Source organism: Pseudolabrys sp. (assembly GCF_050250095.1).
GTDB lineage: Bacteria > Pseudomonadota > Alphaproteobacteria > Rhizobiales > Xanthobacteraceae > Pseudolabrys.
In genome coordinates this window covers 747,313-762,050 of record NZ_JBFWPH010000001.1, presented here as the reverse complement: position 1 = coordinate 762,050, position 14,738 = coordinate 747,313, and the positions used below count along the sequence as shown (strand labels likewise).

Genomic DNA, 14,738 nt, shown 5'->3' with positions numbered 1-14,738 from the left:
CGGCCATGCTGACCTGTTGATTCAGGTCAAGGCGGCGCTTTGGCCGATCTTATATATTCATAAAATAATATGTATTTGCCCCGCTTCTGAAGGGAGCCTTGCCATGTCCCTGACCGAGAAAGCCTGGTCGCCTTACATCGCCGGCGTGGTGATCGGCCTGTTGCAAATTCCAGCCTTCATTCTGATCGAAACGGCGCTGGGCGCATCGTCGTCCTACGTCACCATCGGCGGCCTTCTCGCCTCATGGGCCGATCCGTCCGCCGTGACGATCGACTACATCGCCAAACACATCGCGGCGACCGGCAAGAACTGGTGGCAGGTGGCCCTGGTCGTCGGCATCGGCATCGGCGCCTTCATTTCAATGAAACTGTCGGGCGCGAGGCGGCAACCGATCTCGCCGATCTGGGCGCGCGCGCTCGGTTCGCCATCGCCGGCCCGGCGCTACGCCGTCGCCTTTCTCGCCGGTTTCATCATGCTGGTCGGCGCGCGTATCGCCGACGGCTGCACCAGCGGCCACGGCCTGTCGGGCACCGCGCAGCTCGCGGTCGGCTCGATGGTTGCGGTCGCGGCCATGTTCGCCGGCGGCATCGCCACCGCGATGCTCGTCCTGCGTCGCATCTGATCGGGAGAATCGTCATGTCAGTCACATTCGCGGTCATCGTCGGCGTCCTGATGGGCATCGTGTTCGGCTTTGCGCTGGAGAAGTCCCGCGTGTTCGAACCCGGCGTCATCGTCGGGCAGATGCAGCTGCGCAACTTCATCATGCTCAAGGTCTTCCTCACCGCCGTCGCGACCGGCGCGGTCGTGCTCGCAGCGTTGCATGGCTTCGGCATCGTCAAGCTTTACCCGAAAGCCGCGCTCTACTACGCCGACATCATCGGCGGCCTGCTGCTCGGCGCCGGCATCGCGCTCGCCGGCGCCTGCCCCGGCACGACGCTGGCGCAGATCGGCGCCGGCTATCGCGACGCTATCGCCACGCTGATCGGCGGCATCGCCGGGGCCGTCGCTTATTCCTATGCCGAGCCAATGCTGTCCAGAACCTTCCTCGCCACCGGCGGCGGCAAGATCATCCTCAGCGACCTGTTCGGCATTCCCTACTGGATCGGCGCGCTGCTGCTCGCCGTCGTCATCGTCGCGATCCTCGGCGTGCTTGAGGGGACCCGGCCATGGGACGAGGAGATGGGCAAGGACGTCGACGGCGATCTTGGCCCGGCCGCCGCCGACGCCAAACGCGCCAACGCTTTGCCGGCCAAATAACAGGAGAGCATCGTGACACTCAATGTCGGAACCATCGACCGCATCGCACGGATCGTCATCGGACTGGGCTGATCGCCTTCGCACTCGACTTGATCGCTTCCGGCACCGGCTGGAACTGGGTGGGTTGGATCGGCGTGGTGCCGATCCTCACGGCCTTCATCGGCACCTGCCCGGCCTACAGCCTGTTCGGCTGGTCGACGCGCTGACCGTTCTAGCGTGCGGCGCGACTCATGACGTCCATCAACTCCGCCACCTTGCGGCGCTGATCGGACTTGTCGCCGCTCGCGATCGCATGTTCGACGCAATGCGCGACATGCTCGCGCAGGATCTCTTCCTCGGCCTTGCGCAGCGCCGCCCGCACCGCGGAAATCTGCGTGACGATGTCGATGCAGTAGCGGTCGTCCTCGACCATGCGGGCCAGGCCGCGCACCTGCCCCTCGATGCGGCTGAGCCGTTTCAGCGTCGCCTGCTTGTTGGCGGATGCGCCGGGGGTCTTGATGGCTTTGCTCATGGCGGTTATATACCCCCCTAGGGTATATCGTGCAAGAGCGGAAACGGCATCAGATGAGCACCGGACACGACCACAGCCACCATCAGCACGGCCACCATGCCGATGCAGCCGATCCCGCAAAGACCGCGACCGACCCGGTCTGCGGCATGAAGGTCGATCCGCATAAGACCCCGCATCGTCATACTCATCAGGGGCATCCCTATTATTTCTGCTCAGCCGGCTGCCGCACAAAATTCGCCGCCGATCCGGTGAAGTATCTCGGAGAGCGCGAACCGGAACCGGTCATCGAAGGCGCGATCTACACCTGCCCGATGCACCCGGAGATCAGGCAGAACGGGCCGGGCGCCTGCCCGATCTGCGGCATGGCGCTCGAACCCGAAATCGCCAGTGCCGACAGCGGGCCGAACCCCGAGCTTGCCGACATGACGCGGCGGTTCTGGATCGGCCTTGCGCTTGCGCTGCCGGTCATGGTCATCGAGATGTCCGGCCATTTCGGCGCGCACTGGTTCGCGCCCGCCACGTCGAACCTCATCCAGTTCGCGCTCGCGACACCGGTGACGCTGTGGGCCGGCTGGCCGTTCTTCGTGCGCGGCGGGCAGTCGGTCCTTACGCGCAATCTCAACATGTTCACGCTGATCGCGATGGGCACCGGCGTTGCCTATGTCTACAGCGTCGTCGCGACTTTTGCGCCGCAGATTTTCCCGCACGAGTTCCGCGGTCACGGCGGAAGCGTCGCCGTCTATTTCGAGGCGGCAAGCATGATCACCGTGCTGGTGCTGCTCGGTCAGGTGCTGGAACTGCGCGCCCGCGAAGCAACCTCCGGCGCGATCAAGGCATTGCTCAATCTCGCGCCCGCCACCGCGCAGCGCGTGAAAGACGACGGCAGCGACGAGGAAATTCCGCTCGAGCGGGTCCAGGCCGGCGACCGCTTGCGCGTGCGGCCCGGCGACAAGGTGCCGGTCGACGGCACGCTGATCGAAGGCCGGTCGTCGGTCGACGAGTCGATGGTCACCGGCGAGTCGATGCCCGTCACCAAGTCCGACGGCGCGCATGTCATCGGCGGCACGCTCAACGCCTCCGGCAGCTTCGTGATGCGCGCCGACAAGATCGGCCGCGACACCCTGCTCTCGCAGATCGTGCAGATGGTGGCGAGTGCGCAGCGCAGCCGCGCGCCGATCCAGCGGCTGGCCGATCAGGTCGCCGGCTGGTTCGTGCCGGCGGTGATCACCGCTGCGCTCGCGGCCTTCGCCGCCTGGGCCGTGTTCGGGCCGGAGCCGCGTTTCGCTTACGGTCTCGTGGCCGCCGTCAGCGTGCTCATCATCGCCTGTCCCTGCGCGCTCGGGCTCGCGACGCCGATGTCGATCATGGTCGGCGTCGGCCGCGGCGCGCAGGCCGGCGTGCTGATCCGCAACGCGGAAGCGCTCGAGCGCATGGAGAAGATCGACACGCTGGTGGTCGACAAGACCGGCACGCTGACCGAAGGCAAGCCGAAGCTCACCGGCATCGTGCCGGCGGAAGGCATGACGGACCTCGACGCCTTGCGCCTTGCCGCCAGCCTCGAACGCGGCAGCGAACATCCCCTCGCCGCCGCCATCGTCGCCGCCGCCACCGAACGCAAGCTGACGCTCGCTTCCGTGCGCGGCTTCGACTCGCCGGTCGGCAAGGGCGTGATCGGCATGGTGGAGAGCAAGCGGCTTGCGCTCGGCAATGCCGCGTTCCTCAAGGAACTCGGGATCGACACCGCCGCGCTCGCGGCGGAAGCCGAACGCCGCCGCAATGACGGCGCGACCGTGGTGTTCCTCGCCGCCGATGGCAGGCTCGCCGCTGCGCTCGCCATCGCCGATCCGGTGAAGGAAACGACACCCGCCGCGCTCAAGGCGCTGGCCGATGACGGCATCCATGTCGTGATGCTGACCGGCGACAACCGCACCACAGCCAAGGCCGTGGCGACGGCGCTCGGCATTCAGGAGATCGAGGCCGAGGTGCTGCCCGATCAGAAAAGCGCGGTGGTCGATAAACTGCGCCGCGAGGGCCGCGTCGTCGCGATGGCGGGCGACGGCGTCAATGACGCACCGGCGCTCGCCGCCGCCGATGTCGGCATCGCGATGGGCACCGGCTCCGACGTCGCCATCGAAAGCGCCGGCGTCACGCTGCTCAAGGGCGACCTCACCGGCATCGTGCGCGCGCGGACGCTGTCGGGGGCCGCGATGCGCAACATCCGGCAGAACCTGTTCTTTGCGTTCATCTACAATGCCGCCGGCGTGCCGATCGCGGCCGGCGTGCTCTATCCGGTGTTCGGCCTGCTGCTGTCGCCGGTCGTCGCCGCCGCGGCGATGGCGCTGTCGTCGGTCAGCGTCGTCGGCAATGCGCTGCGGCTGCGGCGCGCCGCGCTGTAAGGGTCAGGATCGCGGGATCGTGACGGTGCGGCGGGACGGAGCGGACGTCGTGCATTTCTTTTCCGCCTGCTCGCGATGGATTTCGTTGAGCTCGCCGCGCGACACCGCAAGGTCGGGCTCGTAAGACATTGCGCTCACCAAAGCGCCGCCCGAACCCTGCTTTGCCTTGGCAATCAGCGCCGTCAGCTCGCGCTGGCGCACTTCCTGCCCCTTCGCCTGCTTGTCGAGTTGAGCGCAGTCGTAGAAGCGGTACTTGCCGCGGCCGACCAGAAAACTTCCGGAATCGCTCGTCATCGGCGATTGCGATGTCGTGCACGCTGCCAGGCCGGCCGCGAGCATGAGTGCCGAAATCAATGACGCCGTCCGTCGCCGTGTCCGCATGAGAATCACCTGCCGCCCTCAATCTGGCGAAACGGCGGCATGGTGACAAGGCCATGGAAAATCAAAACCGTAAACAGCGGAAACCCCGGCCGTTGAGCCGGGGCGTCCGCCGTCGAACAGGTCAGGCCGCGGCGGCGTTGACCTTGCTTTCCGCGAGCTTGGTCAGCTTCTGGTCCGTCGCTTCCTCCTCGCGAAGATTCTCGGTGAGGACGCTGGCGCAGTCGGCGCGGCCGAGCTGCTTGGCCCAGGCGACCAGCGTGCCGTAGCGGGTGATCTCGTAGTGCTCGACGGCCTGCGCCGCCGCGATCAGCGCCGCGTCGAGGGTGCGCTTGTCGGCCACGTCGCCGGCGATGTCGTTCGCCTCTTCCAGAATGCCGTCGATCGCCGGGCAGTTGACCTGCTTCGGCTCGCGGCCGTGCATCTTGAAGACCTGCTCGACGCGCTGGATATGGCCCTTGGTCTGCTGAAGATGCGTTTCGAAGCCGCGCTTGAGTTCCGGATTGGTCGCCTTCTTGACCATGTCGGGCAGCGCCTTCTCGATCTGCTTCTCGGCGTAGTAGATGTCCTGCAGCGTGTGCACGAACAGGTCATCCATTGTCTTGATGTCTTTTGAGAAGAAACCCATTTTCCATTCCTTGTGATTGTGAACGGCGGCTGTGCGCCACATAGCTCACGCTCGCGTAACGGCTTTCCATTGGCCGCGCGGAGCGTGTTCAGGACGAACGCGCGACCTCGTCAACCGTTCCTGAATTTGAAAAAGATTGCCGCAGACCGTCTTCAATGTCGGGAACACGACACGGCAAAACATCACCACGACAGTCCCGCCGCCGTGTCGATGCGCATGACGCGATAACGCCGCGCACGCGATGAATTTGAGCCACATTCCGGATTCAGGATGAAGGTTCTCACCACCGTGAGGAGCAAATCATGCCAGCCAAATCCCAAGCCCGGCAGAAAGCCGCCGGCGCCGCGCTTGCCGCCAAACGCGGCGAACAGAAAGTCAGTGAGCTGAAAGGCGCGTCGAAGTCGATGTACGACTCGATGAGCGAGAACGAACTCGAGGAAATGGCCGAGACGTCCCGCAAGGACAAGCCCGAGAAAACGCATCACTGACGGCAACCCGGTCAGCCGCGAAAAGGAGGCCGACATGAATTCGGCGAGCTATCGCATCGTCGCTTCGAAATCGGGCTATGCCATCGAGCATGACGGCGCCATCGAAGGCTCTTATGTCACGCGGGAAGCCGCATTCGAGGCCGTCGTGGCTCCCGCCTCCAACGCGATCAAGGACGGCCTCGCCGTCGCGATCGAGATTCCGCGGAAAGAAAGCCGTCCCGCAAACTAGCCGCGCGGGATTTCTGGTGCGGACGCTGGGACTCGAACCCAGACGGGGTTACCCCCAAGGGATTTTAAGTCCCTTGCGTCTACCATTCCGCCACGTCCGCATAAGAAAATCCGCCGCCCACGCGCGGGCGGCGGACCACGCGCGGAACCGCAGCGCTACTTGCCTAACACATGATTCCAGACGGCTTCCCAATCCTTGCCGGTGAGATCGGTGACGCGGCCGTCTTTCTCGTAGAACTTGTTCGGCACCTGGAACATCGCGATGAACTCGCCGCCGTTCGGCGCCCAGGCGCTGTGGCGGCTGCCCGCCGGCCGCCAGACGAATTCGCCGGCTTTCACCTCGAGCCCGGCGTCCGGGCCGTCCTTGTCGACCAGCGAGCCGGACAGCACATAGGTCTGCTCGATCAGGACATGCTCGTGGTCCGGCAGCGTGGTGCCGGGCTCCATCCGCATCAGCACGGTGGCAAGTCCGCTCTTGGGATCGAACAGCAGCGTCTTCATGTGGCAGCCGGGAAACCGGCTCTCGGTCCACTGCATCTCCTGCGGTTGCACATGGCGCGAGGCGTGATCGTCGAGGGGCGCTTTCTGGGCCGCGGCGGTGCTCATGGCGTGTCCTCCATTACATGACCGGACTTCAACCGGCCGACCGGCGTCAGTGTGACCCAGCCGCGCCGAACACTCAATCGCCGCCGCCGTGGATCGGCGGCTGGAAAGCCAGCCCGGTGTCCCACGGGAAATAAATCCAGGTGTCCTGCGACACTTCGGTGATGAAGGTATCGACCTGCGGCCGGCCCATCGGCTTCGCATAGACGGTGGCGAAATGCGCCTTGGGCAGTAAATCGCGCACGATCTTGGCGGTTTTGCCGGTATCGACGAGATCGTCGACGATCAGCACGCCCTTGCCGTTGTGCTGCTGCGCGGAAACCTCGGCGGCGATGCCCTTGAGCACCTTCAGCTCGCCCTGATTCTTGTAGTCGTGATAGCTCGCGACGCACACCGTTTCGATCATGCGAACATTCAACTCGCGCGCGATGATCGCCGCGGGCACCAGCCCGCCGCGCGTGATGCAGACGATCGCGGAGAACGGCCCCGCGCTCGCAAGCCGCCAGGCGAGCGCCCGCGAGTCGCGGTGGAACTGGTCCCACGAGACCGGGAAAATCTTGTCCGGCTGGGGAACGGCGACCGTCGCCGCGTTCGGCATTTTGATGTCTTCAGTCATGTTTCAACGGGCCGCCGCGAGCTGTTCCTTGACCGCGCGCAGCATCGCCTCGACCTGCCCGCGCACCTCGGCGAGCTTTCCGGCATCGCGCGCGCGTACAACGATGTTGGTATTGGGTCCGAGCTTGTCGTCGAAGAACGGATAACTGCCGATGCTGACGCCGGGATTGGCGCTGGCGATCTTGCCAAGCTCGGTCCCGACGTCGCCCTCTTTCGCGTCTGCGCGGATCGTTTCCGACAGCATCTTTGCGCCGGTATCGAGCGTCGGCGCCACCTCGTCAAGCATCGCCTGCATGATCGCGGGCACGCCCGCCATCGTGATGACGTTGCCGATGCGAAAGCCCGGCGCCCCCGACACCTTGTTGGCGACCAGCGTGGCGCCGCGCGGGATCATCGCCATGCGCAGCCGCGCCTCGTTCAGTTCGTTGCCCGACGCCGCCGCCCGTTCCGCGATGATTGCGCGCGCCGCCTCGTTGAGATCGAGCGGGACGCCAAACGCCTTGGCGACGCAGGCGGCCGTGATGTCGTCATGCGTCGGCCCGATGCCGCCGGTGGTGAAGACATAGGAGTAGCGGGAGCGCAGCGCGTTCAGCGCCGTCACGATCTCCGCTTCCACATCGGGAACCACCCGCACCTCACGGACGTCGATGCCGATCGTGGTGAGATATTCGGCGATATAGCCGATATTCTTGTCCTTGGTCCGCCCGGACAGGATCTCGTCGCCGATCACCAGGATGGCCGCGGAAACAATGGCTGGGTTGTCGTCACTCATGAACCGGCACTCGATGGGTCGCTCACTTTATCGGCGCGGCCACGGCAGGCAATCGGCCGCACGGCCAAACGACGCGGAATCCGACGGTTTCCACGCCGATTTCCTGCGCAGAGCCCGCTCGAAAATGAGGCAAATACCGCATTGTCGGCTTAAATTCGCGACATCCGATCCTATAATGGGCCGGTCCGTACAGAAATGCATTGGCCCGGCCTTTGCACCGCTTCCCGCAGGAAGGAATCCGAAATCGGGCTCGCCACTCGATTGCAGGGCTTCGCCGCCCACCACCGGGAGATTTAATGCCGCCGGCGTTCAACGAGATGATGGGGCAAGACGGCGCCCCTCGCCCCGCCTACAGTGAGTTGCAGAAGTGGCTCAGTGAGCTGCCGGCCAACGAGCTGGAGCGCCGCCGGACCGAGGCGGAATTCCTGTTCCGCCGGTCCGGCATCACCTTCGCCGTCTATGGCGAAGCCGAGTCGACCGAACGGCTGATCCCCTTCGACGTCGTTCCGCGCATCCTGACGAGATCAGAGTGGGACCTGATCCGGCGCGGCCTCGAACAGCGCATCCGCGCGCTCAATGCCTACATCAAGGACATCTACGGCAAGCGGGAGATCCTGCGCGCCGGCATCGTGCCGGAGGACCTGATCTTCCAGAATCCGGCGTTCCGTCCCGAGATGAACGGCCAGCAGGTTCCGCACGACATCTACGTCCACATCGCCGGCATCGACATCGTGCGCGTCGACAGCGACACCTTCTACGTTCTCGAAGACAATACCCGTACGCCCTCCGGCGTCTCCTACATGCTGGAGAACCGCGAGATCATGATGCGGCTGTTCGGGGAACTGTTTTCCCGCCACCGCGTCGCGCCGGTCGAAAACTATCCGGACGAATTGCTGGCGACGTTGAAGTCCGTCGCGCCGCACACCGCCAATCAGGATCCCACCGTCGTCCTGCTGACGCCGGGAATTTACAACTCCGCCTATTTCGAGCACTCGTTCCTCGCCGACAAGCTCGGCATCGAGCTTGTCGAGGGCCGCGACCTGTTCGTGCGCGACGGCGTGGTGTTCATGCGCACCACGCGAGGCCCACGGCAGGTCGACGTCATCTATCGCCGCATCGACGACGACTTTCTCGATCCGCTCGCGTTTCGCCCCGACAGCGCCCTCGGCGTGCCGGGGCTGATGTCGGCCTATCAGGCCGGCAACGTCACGCTGTCGAACGCGGTCGGCACCGGCGTCGCCGACGACAAGGCGGTCTACAGCTACATGCCGGCGATCCTGCAATTCTATCTCGGCGAGGAGCCGATCCTGAAGAACGTGCCGACCTGGCGCTGCCGCGAGGCGGATCATCTTTCCTATGTGCTCGACAACCTCGAGCAACTGGTCGTCAAGGAGGTTCACGGGTCCGGAGGCTACGGCATGCTGATCGGCCCGACCGCCGACCGCGCGACCATCGCGGCGTTTCGCGCGAAGCTGCGCGCGCATCCGAAAAATTTCATCGCCCAGCCGACACTTGCTTTATCGACCTGCCCGACCAGCGTCGCCGACGGCGTCGCGCCGCGTCACGTCGATCTGCGGCCCTTCGTTCTGACCGGACGCGACGCGATCCGTATCGTGCCCGGCGGCCTCACCCGCGTCGCGCTGCAGGAAGGCTCGCTCGTCGTCAATTCGAGCCAGGGCGGCGGCACAAAAGACACCTGGGTTCTGGACTCGTAAACCTCGATGCTGTCGCGCACCGCCGATAATCTCTACTGGCTCGCCCGCTACATCGAGCGCGCGGACTATCTTGCCCGCGTGCTGCAGGCCGCGCAGCGGCTCAGCGCGATGCCCAGCGCCTATGTCGGCGCCAGCAACGAATGGGAGTCCGCCGTCGCCACCGCCGGCTGCACCAAGGCTTTCTACGAGAACTACGAGGAAGCCAACGAAACCAACGTCACCAACTTCCTGGCCTTCTCGGCGGACAACCCGTCCTCGATCCGCAACTGTTTCGAGACCGCGCGCACCAATGCCCGCGCGGTCAGGATCGCGCTCACCGGCGCGATGTGGGATGCGATCAACGGCGCGTGGCTCGAATTGCAGCGCTACGGCAACGGCGCGACCTCGCGCGAGAACAACGCACATTTTCTGCGCTGGGTGCAGGACGCATCGAGCCTGTTCGACGGCGCCGCCTACCGCACCATGCTGCGCAGCGATTCCTACTGGTTCTCCCGCCTCGGCGTGCATATCGAGCGCGCCGACAACACCGCACGCATCCTCGACGTCAAATATCATCTGCTGCTGCCGGCGGCAGAGCGCGTCGGCGGCGCGCTGGACTATTTCCAGTGGTCGGCGATCCTTCGCAGCGTCAACGCGCAGACCTCCTATCACTGGGTCTATCGCGAGAACATCAAGCCCTGGCTGGTTGCGGATCTCCTGATCCTCAACGAGCAGATGCCGCGCTCGATGGCCGCCTGTTACGCCAATCTGGTGCAGAACCTCGATCGTATTTCGATGGCCTATGGCCGCGCCGGCCCCTCGCAGCGCCGCGCCCGCGCGATCCGGACCCGGTTTCAGAACAGCCGGATGGACGAAATCTTCAGCAGCGGGCTGCACGAATTCATCGAGGATTTCATCGCCGAAAATAACGCGCTCGGCGGAGATATCACCAGGCAATATCTCCTGTGACCGCACCTCGTCCCTTCCCTCGCTTGAATGAAGCGGGTCGATAGGTCAGCGTTTGCGCCATGCGAATCCGGATCGCCCACGCCACGACCTACCGCTACGCATCGCCGCCCGGCAGCGTCACCCAGACGCTGCGGCTGACGCCGCGCAATTTCGACAGCCAGTATGTCGTCGACTGGCGGATCGAGCTGTCGCAGGACTGCCAGCTCACGCCGCATCAGGATGCGTTCGGCAACGTCACCCACACCTTCACCGCCGCCGGCCCTTTCGATGAGCTGCGGGTCAGCGTCGAGGGCATTGTCGACACCCAGGATACGCACGGCGTCGTGACCGGCACGATCGAGCGCTTTCCGGCGAGCCTGTTCCTGCGGCCGACCGCGCTGACCGAACCCGACGCAGCGATCGTCGCGCTGGCGGACGCCAGCCGCGACGCGGGCGGCGGCACCCTCGCCATCCTGCACCGCTTGATGGCGACGCTTTACGCCGAGATCACCTTCGATACCGACCCGACCCATGCCGCGACGACGGCGGCCGAAGCCTATGGGCTGCGCCGCGGCGTCTGTCAGGACATCGCTCATATCTTCATTGCGGCCGCGCGCCATCTCGACGTTCCGGCGCGCTACGTCAGCGGCTATTTCCACCGCGCCGACGGCGTCACCGATCAGGAAGCCGGCCACGCCTGGGCGGAGGCCTTCGTCGAAGGCCTCGGCTGGGTCGCCTTCGACCCGACCAACGGCATCAGTGCGACCGACGCCCATGTGCGCGTCGCCATCGGCCTCGACTATCTCGGCGCCGCGCCGATCCGCGGGATGCATTACGGCGGCGGCGGCGAGACGATGGACGTGGCCGTGGCGGTCGAGCAGGCCCGCCACCAGTTCCAGAACTGACGCCGGGCACAACCCTATCCGCCTGCTTGTTGGTTATGCGCCACCCGCTATAGTCCGGACCGCCCGGCACGCCTGAAGACGACGTAACGCCCATGACCTATTGCTGCGGAATTCTCGTTCGCGACGGCCTCGTCATGATCGCGGACACGCGCACGAATGCCGGCCTCGACAACATCTCGACCTATCGCAAGCTGCATGTTTTCTCCGAGCCGGGCGAACGCATGATCGCGCTTGCCTCGGCGGGCAACCTCTCGCTCTCGCAAACGGTCATCTCGCTGCTGACCGAAGGCATGCAGAACGACGAGACCGGCGAACTTGAAACGCTGATGAACGCGCCGTCCATGTTCAAGGCGGCGCAGCGCGTCGGCAAGGCGGTGCGCAGCGTCCGCGACATGGAATCGGAAGCGTTGCAGGCCGACCAGGTCAGCTACGAGGTTTCGTTTCTGTTCGGCGGGCAGGTCAAGGGCGGCCGCCTCCGGCTTTTCATGATCTATGCCGCCGGCAATTTCATCGAATGCACCATCGACACGCCCTACCTTCAGATCGGCGAACATAAATACGGCAAACCGGTGCTCGACCGGGCGATCGGCTTCGACACCGATCTCTACGACGCGCTGAAGATCGGACTGATCTCGATGGATTCCACGATGCGCTCGAACCTCGGCGTGGGTCTGCCGATCGACATCCTCGTGGTGCGGCGCGACGCCTGCGCCGCCGAGGTCAATTACCGCATCGAGCCCGGCGAGCCTTATTTTCAGGATCTGCGCGAGCGCTGGTCTTCGGCGCTGCGCGAGGCGCACATCGCGATCCCGCGCCCGCCCTATGGCAAGGGCGCGAAGACGCCGTAACGGTTCCTTCACCGTAAATCTTCACCGGCGATTAACAGAACAAACCGAATTGGCTGCAACCCTGACACGCGCGCGGCGTGTTTTCTCGCCGCGCAAGTCAAAATCAAACTTTAGTCACTAGCGTCCACGTCACAGGGCGGGGCGTCACCGCCACAGGCGGGACATCGTGTCAGTCAGGGACGATCGTTTGCATAACGCCACGCGCATTCGCGGGACCGGCGAGCGGCAGGCCAGTCATTGGGATCGCGCGCGTTTCAGCATCGTGGTCCCGATCGGGGTCATCGTTGCCGTCGCGATCGTTTGCATCGTCGTGGCGGTGCTGTCGTCGGCGCAGCGCGCCGACGAGGTCGCCGGCGAGCAGGAGCAACAGCTCTTCGCCAGCGCCCTCCTCGCCAACGGCAAGCGCATTCTGCGGGAAGTCGAGAGCGTCGCCGCCTCCGACAGCGCGGTGCAGAAGATTCGCGTCGAGCAGGATCGCAGCTGGATCCAGCAGCGACTCGGCCATTGGCTGACCGGCTTCTTCGAGCACGACTACGTGTTCGTCTACACCCCCACCGACACCCTGAGCTTCGCGCAGTTCGGCAAGTTCGATTCCGCAAGCGGCTGGTTCGACGCCGCGCGCAGCGATCTTTCGCCGCTCGTCTCCTATCTGCGTCATGGCGAGGAAAGCGCGGATATCGCCAATCACGCCCCGGCGCTGCCGTCCAAAGTGGGCAACGTCGTGCGCCACGCCGTCGTCGTGCAGAATTTCACCGGGCACCCCGCGCTGATCGCGGCGATCGCCGTCGGAGCCGGCAGCAATAGCGAAGCGAAGTGGGTCGAGAACGCCCCGGTCATCGTTTCGATCAGGATCATCGACCGCAACCTGCTCAACGCCATTTCCTCGCAGACCGGCCTGAAGAACCTGCGCTATGTCCGCGACGACGAAACGCTGCCGAACGATGCCGGCTCCTACACGCTGCGCTCGCCGCAGGGCGATCTGGTCGCGCGCTTTGCCTGGACGTCGCGGCAGCCCGGTGCGCAGATCGTCAACAGCGTCGTGCCCTATATCACCGTCGCGCTGGCGGGCTTCGCGCTGCTGGCCGCCTTCGTGCTGCGCTACATGCGCCGCACCGCCGCGGCCATCGCGGCGGGCGAGCGGCGCATGCGCCACCTTGCGATGCACGATCCGCTGTCGGGCCTGCCGAACCGCATGTATTTCTCGGACCGCCTCGACGCCATCATCGAGGACGTCAAAGGCGGGGCGACGCCCGCCGCCGTGCTCTATATCGACCTCGACCACTTCAAGGAAGTCAACGACACGCTCGGCCACCACGTCGGCGACGAGCTGATCCGCAACGTCACCGCCCGCGTGATGCGCGAACTGCGCGGCGAGGACGTGGTCGCCCGCCTCGGCGGCGACGAATTCGCCATCGTCTCCTCGGTCGGCAACGACCCGGATGCAGCCGCGGCGCTGGCGCAGCGATTGATCGCCAAGATCTGCGCACCCTATTCGATCGACAACCAGACCATCGTGATCGGCGCCTCGATCGGTATCGCCATGATCGACCGCCATTGCGCGGGCGCCGCCGATATCATGCGCTTCGCCGACATGGCGCTCTATCGCGCCAAGAACGAAGGCCGCAACCGCGCCTGCATCTACGACATGGTGATGGACGCCGACCTCACCAAGCGCAAGGTGCTGGAGAACGATCTGCGCGACGCCATCGAGAACGACGGCCTGCGGCTGCAGTATCAGCCGGTCGTCAACAACAGCGGCAGCGTCATTCTTGGCGTCGAGGCGCTGTGCCGCTGGACGCATCCGACGCGCGGCGACGTCTCCCCGGCCGAATTCATTCCGGTCGCCGAGCACTCAGGCCTCATCATTCCACTCGGCGAATGGGTGCTGCGCCGCGCCTGTCTCGACGGCCTGGCCTGGCCTGGCCTCACCGTCGCCGTCAACGTTTCGCCGCTGCAGTTCCGCCGCGCCGATTTCGTCGACACCGTGGAGCGCATCCTCGCCGACACCGGCTTCGATGCCGCGCGCCTCGAACTCGAAATCACCGAAAGCACGCTGATCGGCAATGTCGACAGCGCGGACGCGGCGATGCGCCGCCTGAAGGCGCTTGGCGTGCGGCTCGCGCTCGACGATTTCGGCACCGGCTATTCGAGCCTGCAGTACCTGCGGCGCTTCCCCTTCGACAAGCTGAAGATCGACCAGAGCTTCGTGCGCAGCATCGAGCAGACCTCCGACGCGGCGGCGATCGTCCACGCCGTCGTCAGCCTCGGCCGCGGCCTTGGCATGAAGGTCACCGCCGAAGGCGTCGAGACGGCGGACCAGCACCTGTTCCTGCGCGCCGCCGGCGTGCACTTCATGCAGGGCTACCGTTTCGGCCGACCCGACAGCGCCGCCGCCATCACCCAGCGGCTCGACGCCGCCCCGCTGACCGTCAAGGCGCTCGCCGGCTGACGTGCCGTCGCGCCCTGA

General features: G+C 65.3%; 17 protein-coding genes and 1 tRNA gene. 11 read left to right on the top strand and 7 right to left on the bottom strand.

Annotation, left to right across the window (positions count from 1 at the left end; translation table 11 throughout):
• Nucleotides 1-16: 16 nt before the first annotated feature.
• Genes AB7F10_RS03725 through AB7F10_RS03715 form a run of 3 tightly spaced genes read left to right on the top strand, consistent with a single transcriptional unit; the run spans nt 17 to nt 1,463 of the window.
• Complete coding sequence (locus AB7F10_RS03725; RefSeq protein WP_428557615.1) at nt 17-622, top strand: YeeE/YedE thiosulfate transporter family protein; 606 nt, start codon at nt 17-19, stop codon at nt 620-622.
• A gap of 14 nt (nt 623-636) precedes the next feature.
• Nucleotides 637-1,257 carry a YeeE/YedE thiosulfate transporter family protein gene (locus AB7F10_RS03720; RefSeq protein WP_428557616.1) on the top strand — a complete coding sequence of 207 codons (621 nt, stop codon included), beginning with the start codon at nt 637-639 and terminating at the stop codon, nt 1,255-1,257.
• The gene (locus AB7F10_RS03715) at nt 1,167-1,463 is read left to right on the top strand and encodes a YgaP family membrane protein (protein ID WP_428557617.1); all 297 of its coding nucleotides are present in this window, start codon (nt 1,167-1,169) and stop codon (nt 1,461-1,463) included. Before AB7F10_RS03720 ends, AB7F10_RS03715 begins: the two co-directional genes overlap by 91 nt.
• 5 nt (nt 1,464-1,468) lie before the next feature.
• Here the strand turns inward: AB7F10_RS03715 and AB7F10_RS03710 are convergent, their stop codons facing one another.
• Nucleotides 1,469-1,768 (bottom strand): metal-sensitive transcriptional regulator, encoded by a 300-nt coding sequence (locus tag AB7F10_RS03710; RefSeq protein ID WP_428557618.1) that lies wholly within the window; start codon nt 1,766-1,768, stop codon nt 1,469-1,471.
• 53 nt (nt 1,769-1,821) lie between these two features.
• On the opposite strand from AB7F10_RS03710, the gene AB7F10_RS03705 reads away from it, so the two are divergent.
• Complete coding sequence (locus AB7F10_RS03705; protein WP_428557619.1) at nt 1,822-4,164, top strand: heavy metal translocating P-type ATPase; 2,343 nt, start codon at nt 1,822-1,824, stop codon at nt 4,162-4,164.
• A gap of 3 nt (nt 4,165-4,167) precedes the next feature.
• Here the strand turns inward: AB7F10_RS03705 and AB7F10_RS03700 are convergent, their stop codons facing one another.
• Nucleotides 4,168-4,458, bottom strand: coding sequence for a hypothetical protein (locus tag AB7F10_RS03700; RefSeq protein WP_428557620.1), 291 nt, complete (start codon nt 4,456-4,458; stop codon nt 4,168-4,170).
• 208 nt (nt 4,459-4,666) lie between these two features.
• Entirely contained in the window at nt 4,667-5,170 is a 504-nt protein-coding gene (locus tag AB7F10_RS03695; protein ID WP_428557621.1) for a ferritin-like domain-containing protein, read from the bottom strand.
• A gap of 302 nt (nt 5,171-5,472) precedes the next feature.
• Here AB7F10_RS03695 and AB7F10_RS03690 point away from each other — a divergent pair, with 302 nt between their 5' ends.
• Nucleotides 5,473-5,658 (top strand): DUF3008 family protein, encoded by a 186-nt coding sequence (locus AB7F10_RS03690; RefSeq protein ID WP_428557622.1) that lies wholly within the window; start codon nt 5,473-5,475, stop codon nt 5,656-5,658.
• Between the two features lie 34 nt (nt 5,659-5,692).
• Nucleotides 5,693-5,887 carry a hypothetical protein gene (locus AB7F10_RS03685; protein WP_428557623.1) on the top strand — a complete coding sequence of 65 codons (195 nt, stop codon included), beginning with the start codon at nt 5,693-5,695 and terminating at the stop codon, nt 5,885-5,887.
• Nucleotides 5,888-5,901: 14 nt separating this feature from the next.
• Here AB7F10_RS03685 and AB7F10_RS03680 read toward each other — a convergent pair.
• The 4 genes from AB7F10_RS03680 to AB7F10_RS03665 all read right to left on the bottom strand — a co-directional run bounded on the left by AB7F10_RS03680 (nt 5,902) and on the right by AB7F10_RS03665 (nt 7,876).
• Nucleotides 5,902-5,987 (bottom strand) — tRNA-Leu (locus AB7F10_RS03680).
• 55 nt (nt 5,988-6,042) lie between these two features.
• Nucleotides 6,043-6,492 carry a cupin domain-containing protein gene (locus tag AB7F10_RS03675; protein WP_428557624.1) on the bottom strand — a complete coding sequence of 150 codons (450 nt, stop codon included), beginning with the start codon at nt 6,490-6,492 and terminating at the stop codon, nt 6,043-6,045.
• Between the two features lie 73 nt (nt 6,493-6,565).
• Nucleotides 6,566-7,105, bottom strand: a complete 540-nt coding sequence (gene gpt, locus AB7F10_RS03670; RefSeq protein WP_428557625.1) for a xanthine phosphoribosyltransferase — start codon at nt 7,103-7,105, stop codon at nt 6,566-6,568.
• 3 nt (nt 7,106-7,108) lie between these two features.
• Complete coding sequence (locus AB7F10_RS03665) at nt 7,109-7,876, bottom strand: competence/damage-inducible protein A (protein ID WP_428557626.1); 768 nt, start codon at nt 7,874-7,876, stop codon at nt 7,109-7,111.
• A 296-nt stretch (nt 7,877-8,172) separates the two neighbouring features.
• Between AB7F10_RS03665 and AB7F10_RS03660 the strand changes: the two genes are divergently transcribed.
• From AB7F10_RS03660 to AB7F10_RS03640, 5 genes are all read left to right on the top strand, one after another.
• Nucleotides 8,173-9,591 carry a circularly permuted type 2 ATP-grasp protein gene (locus AB7F10_RS03660; protein WP_428557627.1) on the top strand — a complete coding sequence of 473 codons (1,419 nt, stop codon included), beginning with the start codon at nt 8,173-8,175 and terminating at the stop codon, nt 9,589-9,591.
• Nucleotides 9,592-9,597: 6 nt separating this feature from the next.
• Entirely contained in the window at nt 9,598-10,539 is a 942-nt protein-coding gene (locus AB7F10_RS03655; RefSeq protein WP_428557628.1) for an alpha-E domain-containing protein, read from the top strand.
• Between the two features lie 59 nt (nt 10,540-10,598).
• Nucleotides 10,599-11,423, top strand: a complete 825-nt coding sequence (locus AB7F10_RS03650; protein ID WP_428557629.1) for a transglutaminase family protein — start codon at nt 10,599-10,601, stop codon at nt 11,421-11,423.
• Between the two features lie 92 nt (nt 11,424-11,515).
• Entirely contained in the window at nt 11,516-12,271 is a 756-nt protein-coding gene (locus AB7F10_RS03645) for a peptidase (RefSeq protein ID WP_428557630.1), read from the top strand.
• Nucleotides 12,272-12,437: 166 nt separating this feature from the next.
• Entirely contained in the window at nt 12,438-14,720 is a 2,283-nt protein-coding gene (locus AB7F10_RS03640; RefSeq protein ID WP_428557631.1) for an EAL domain-containing protein, read from the top strand.
• The last annotated feature ends 18 nt before the right edge of the window (nt 14,721-14,738 follow it).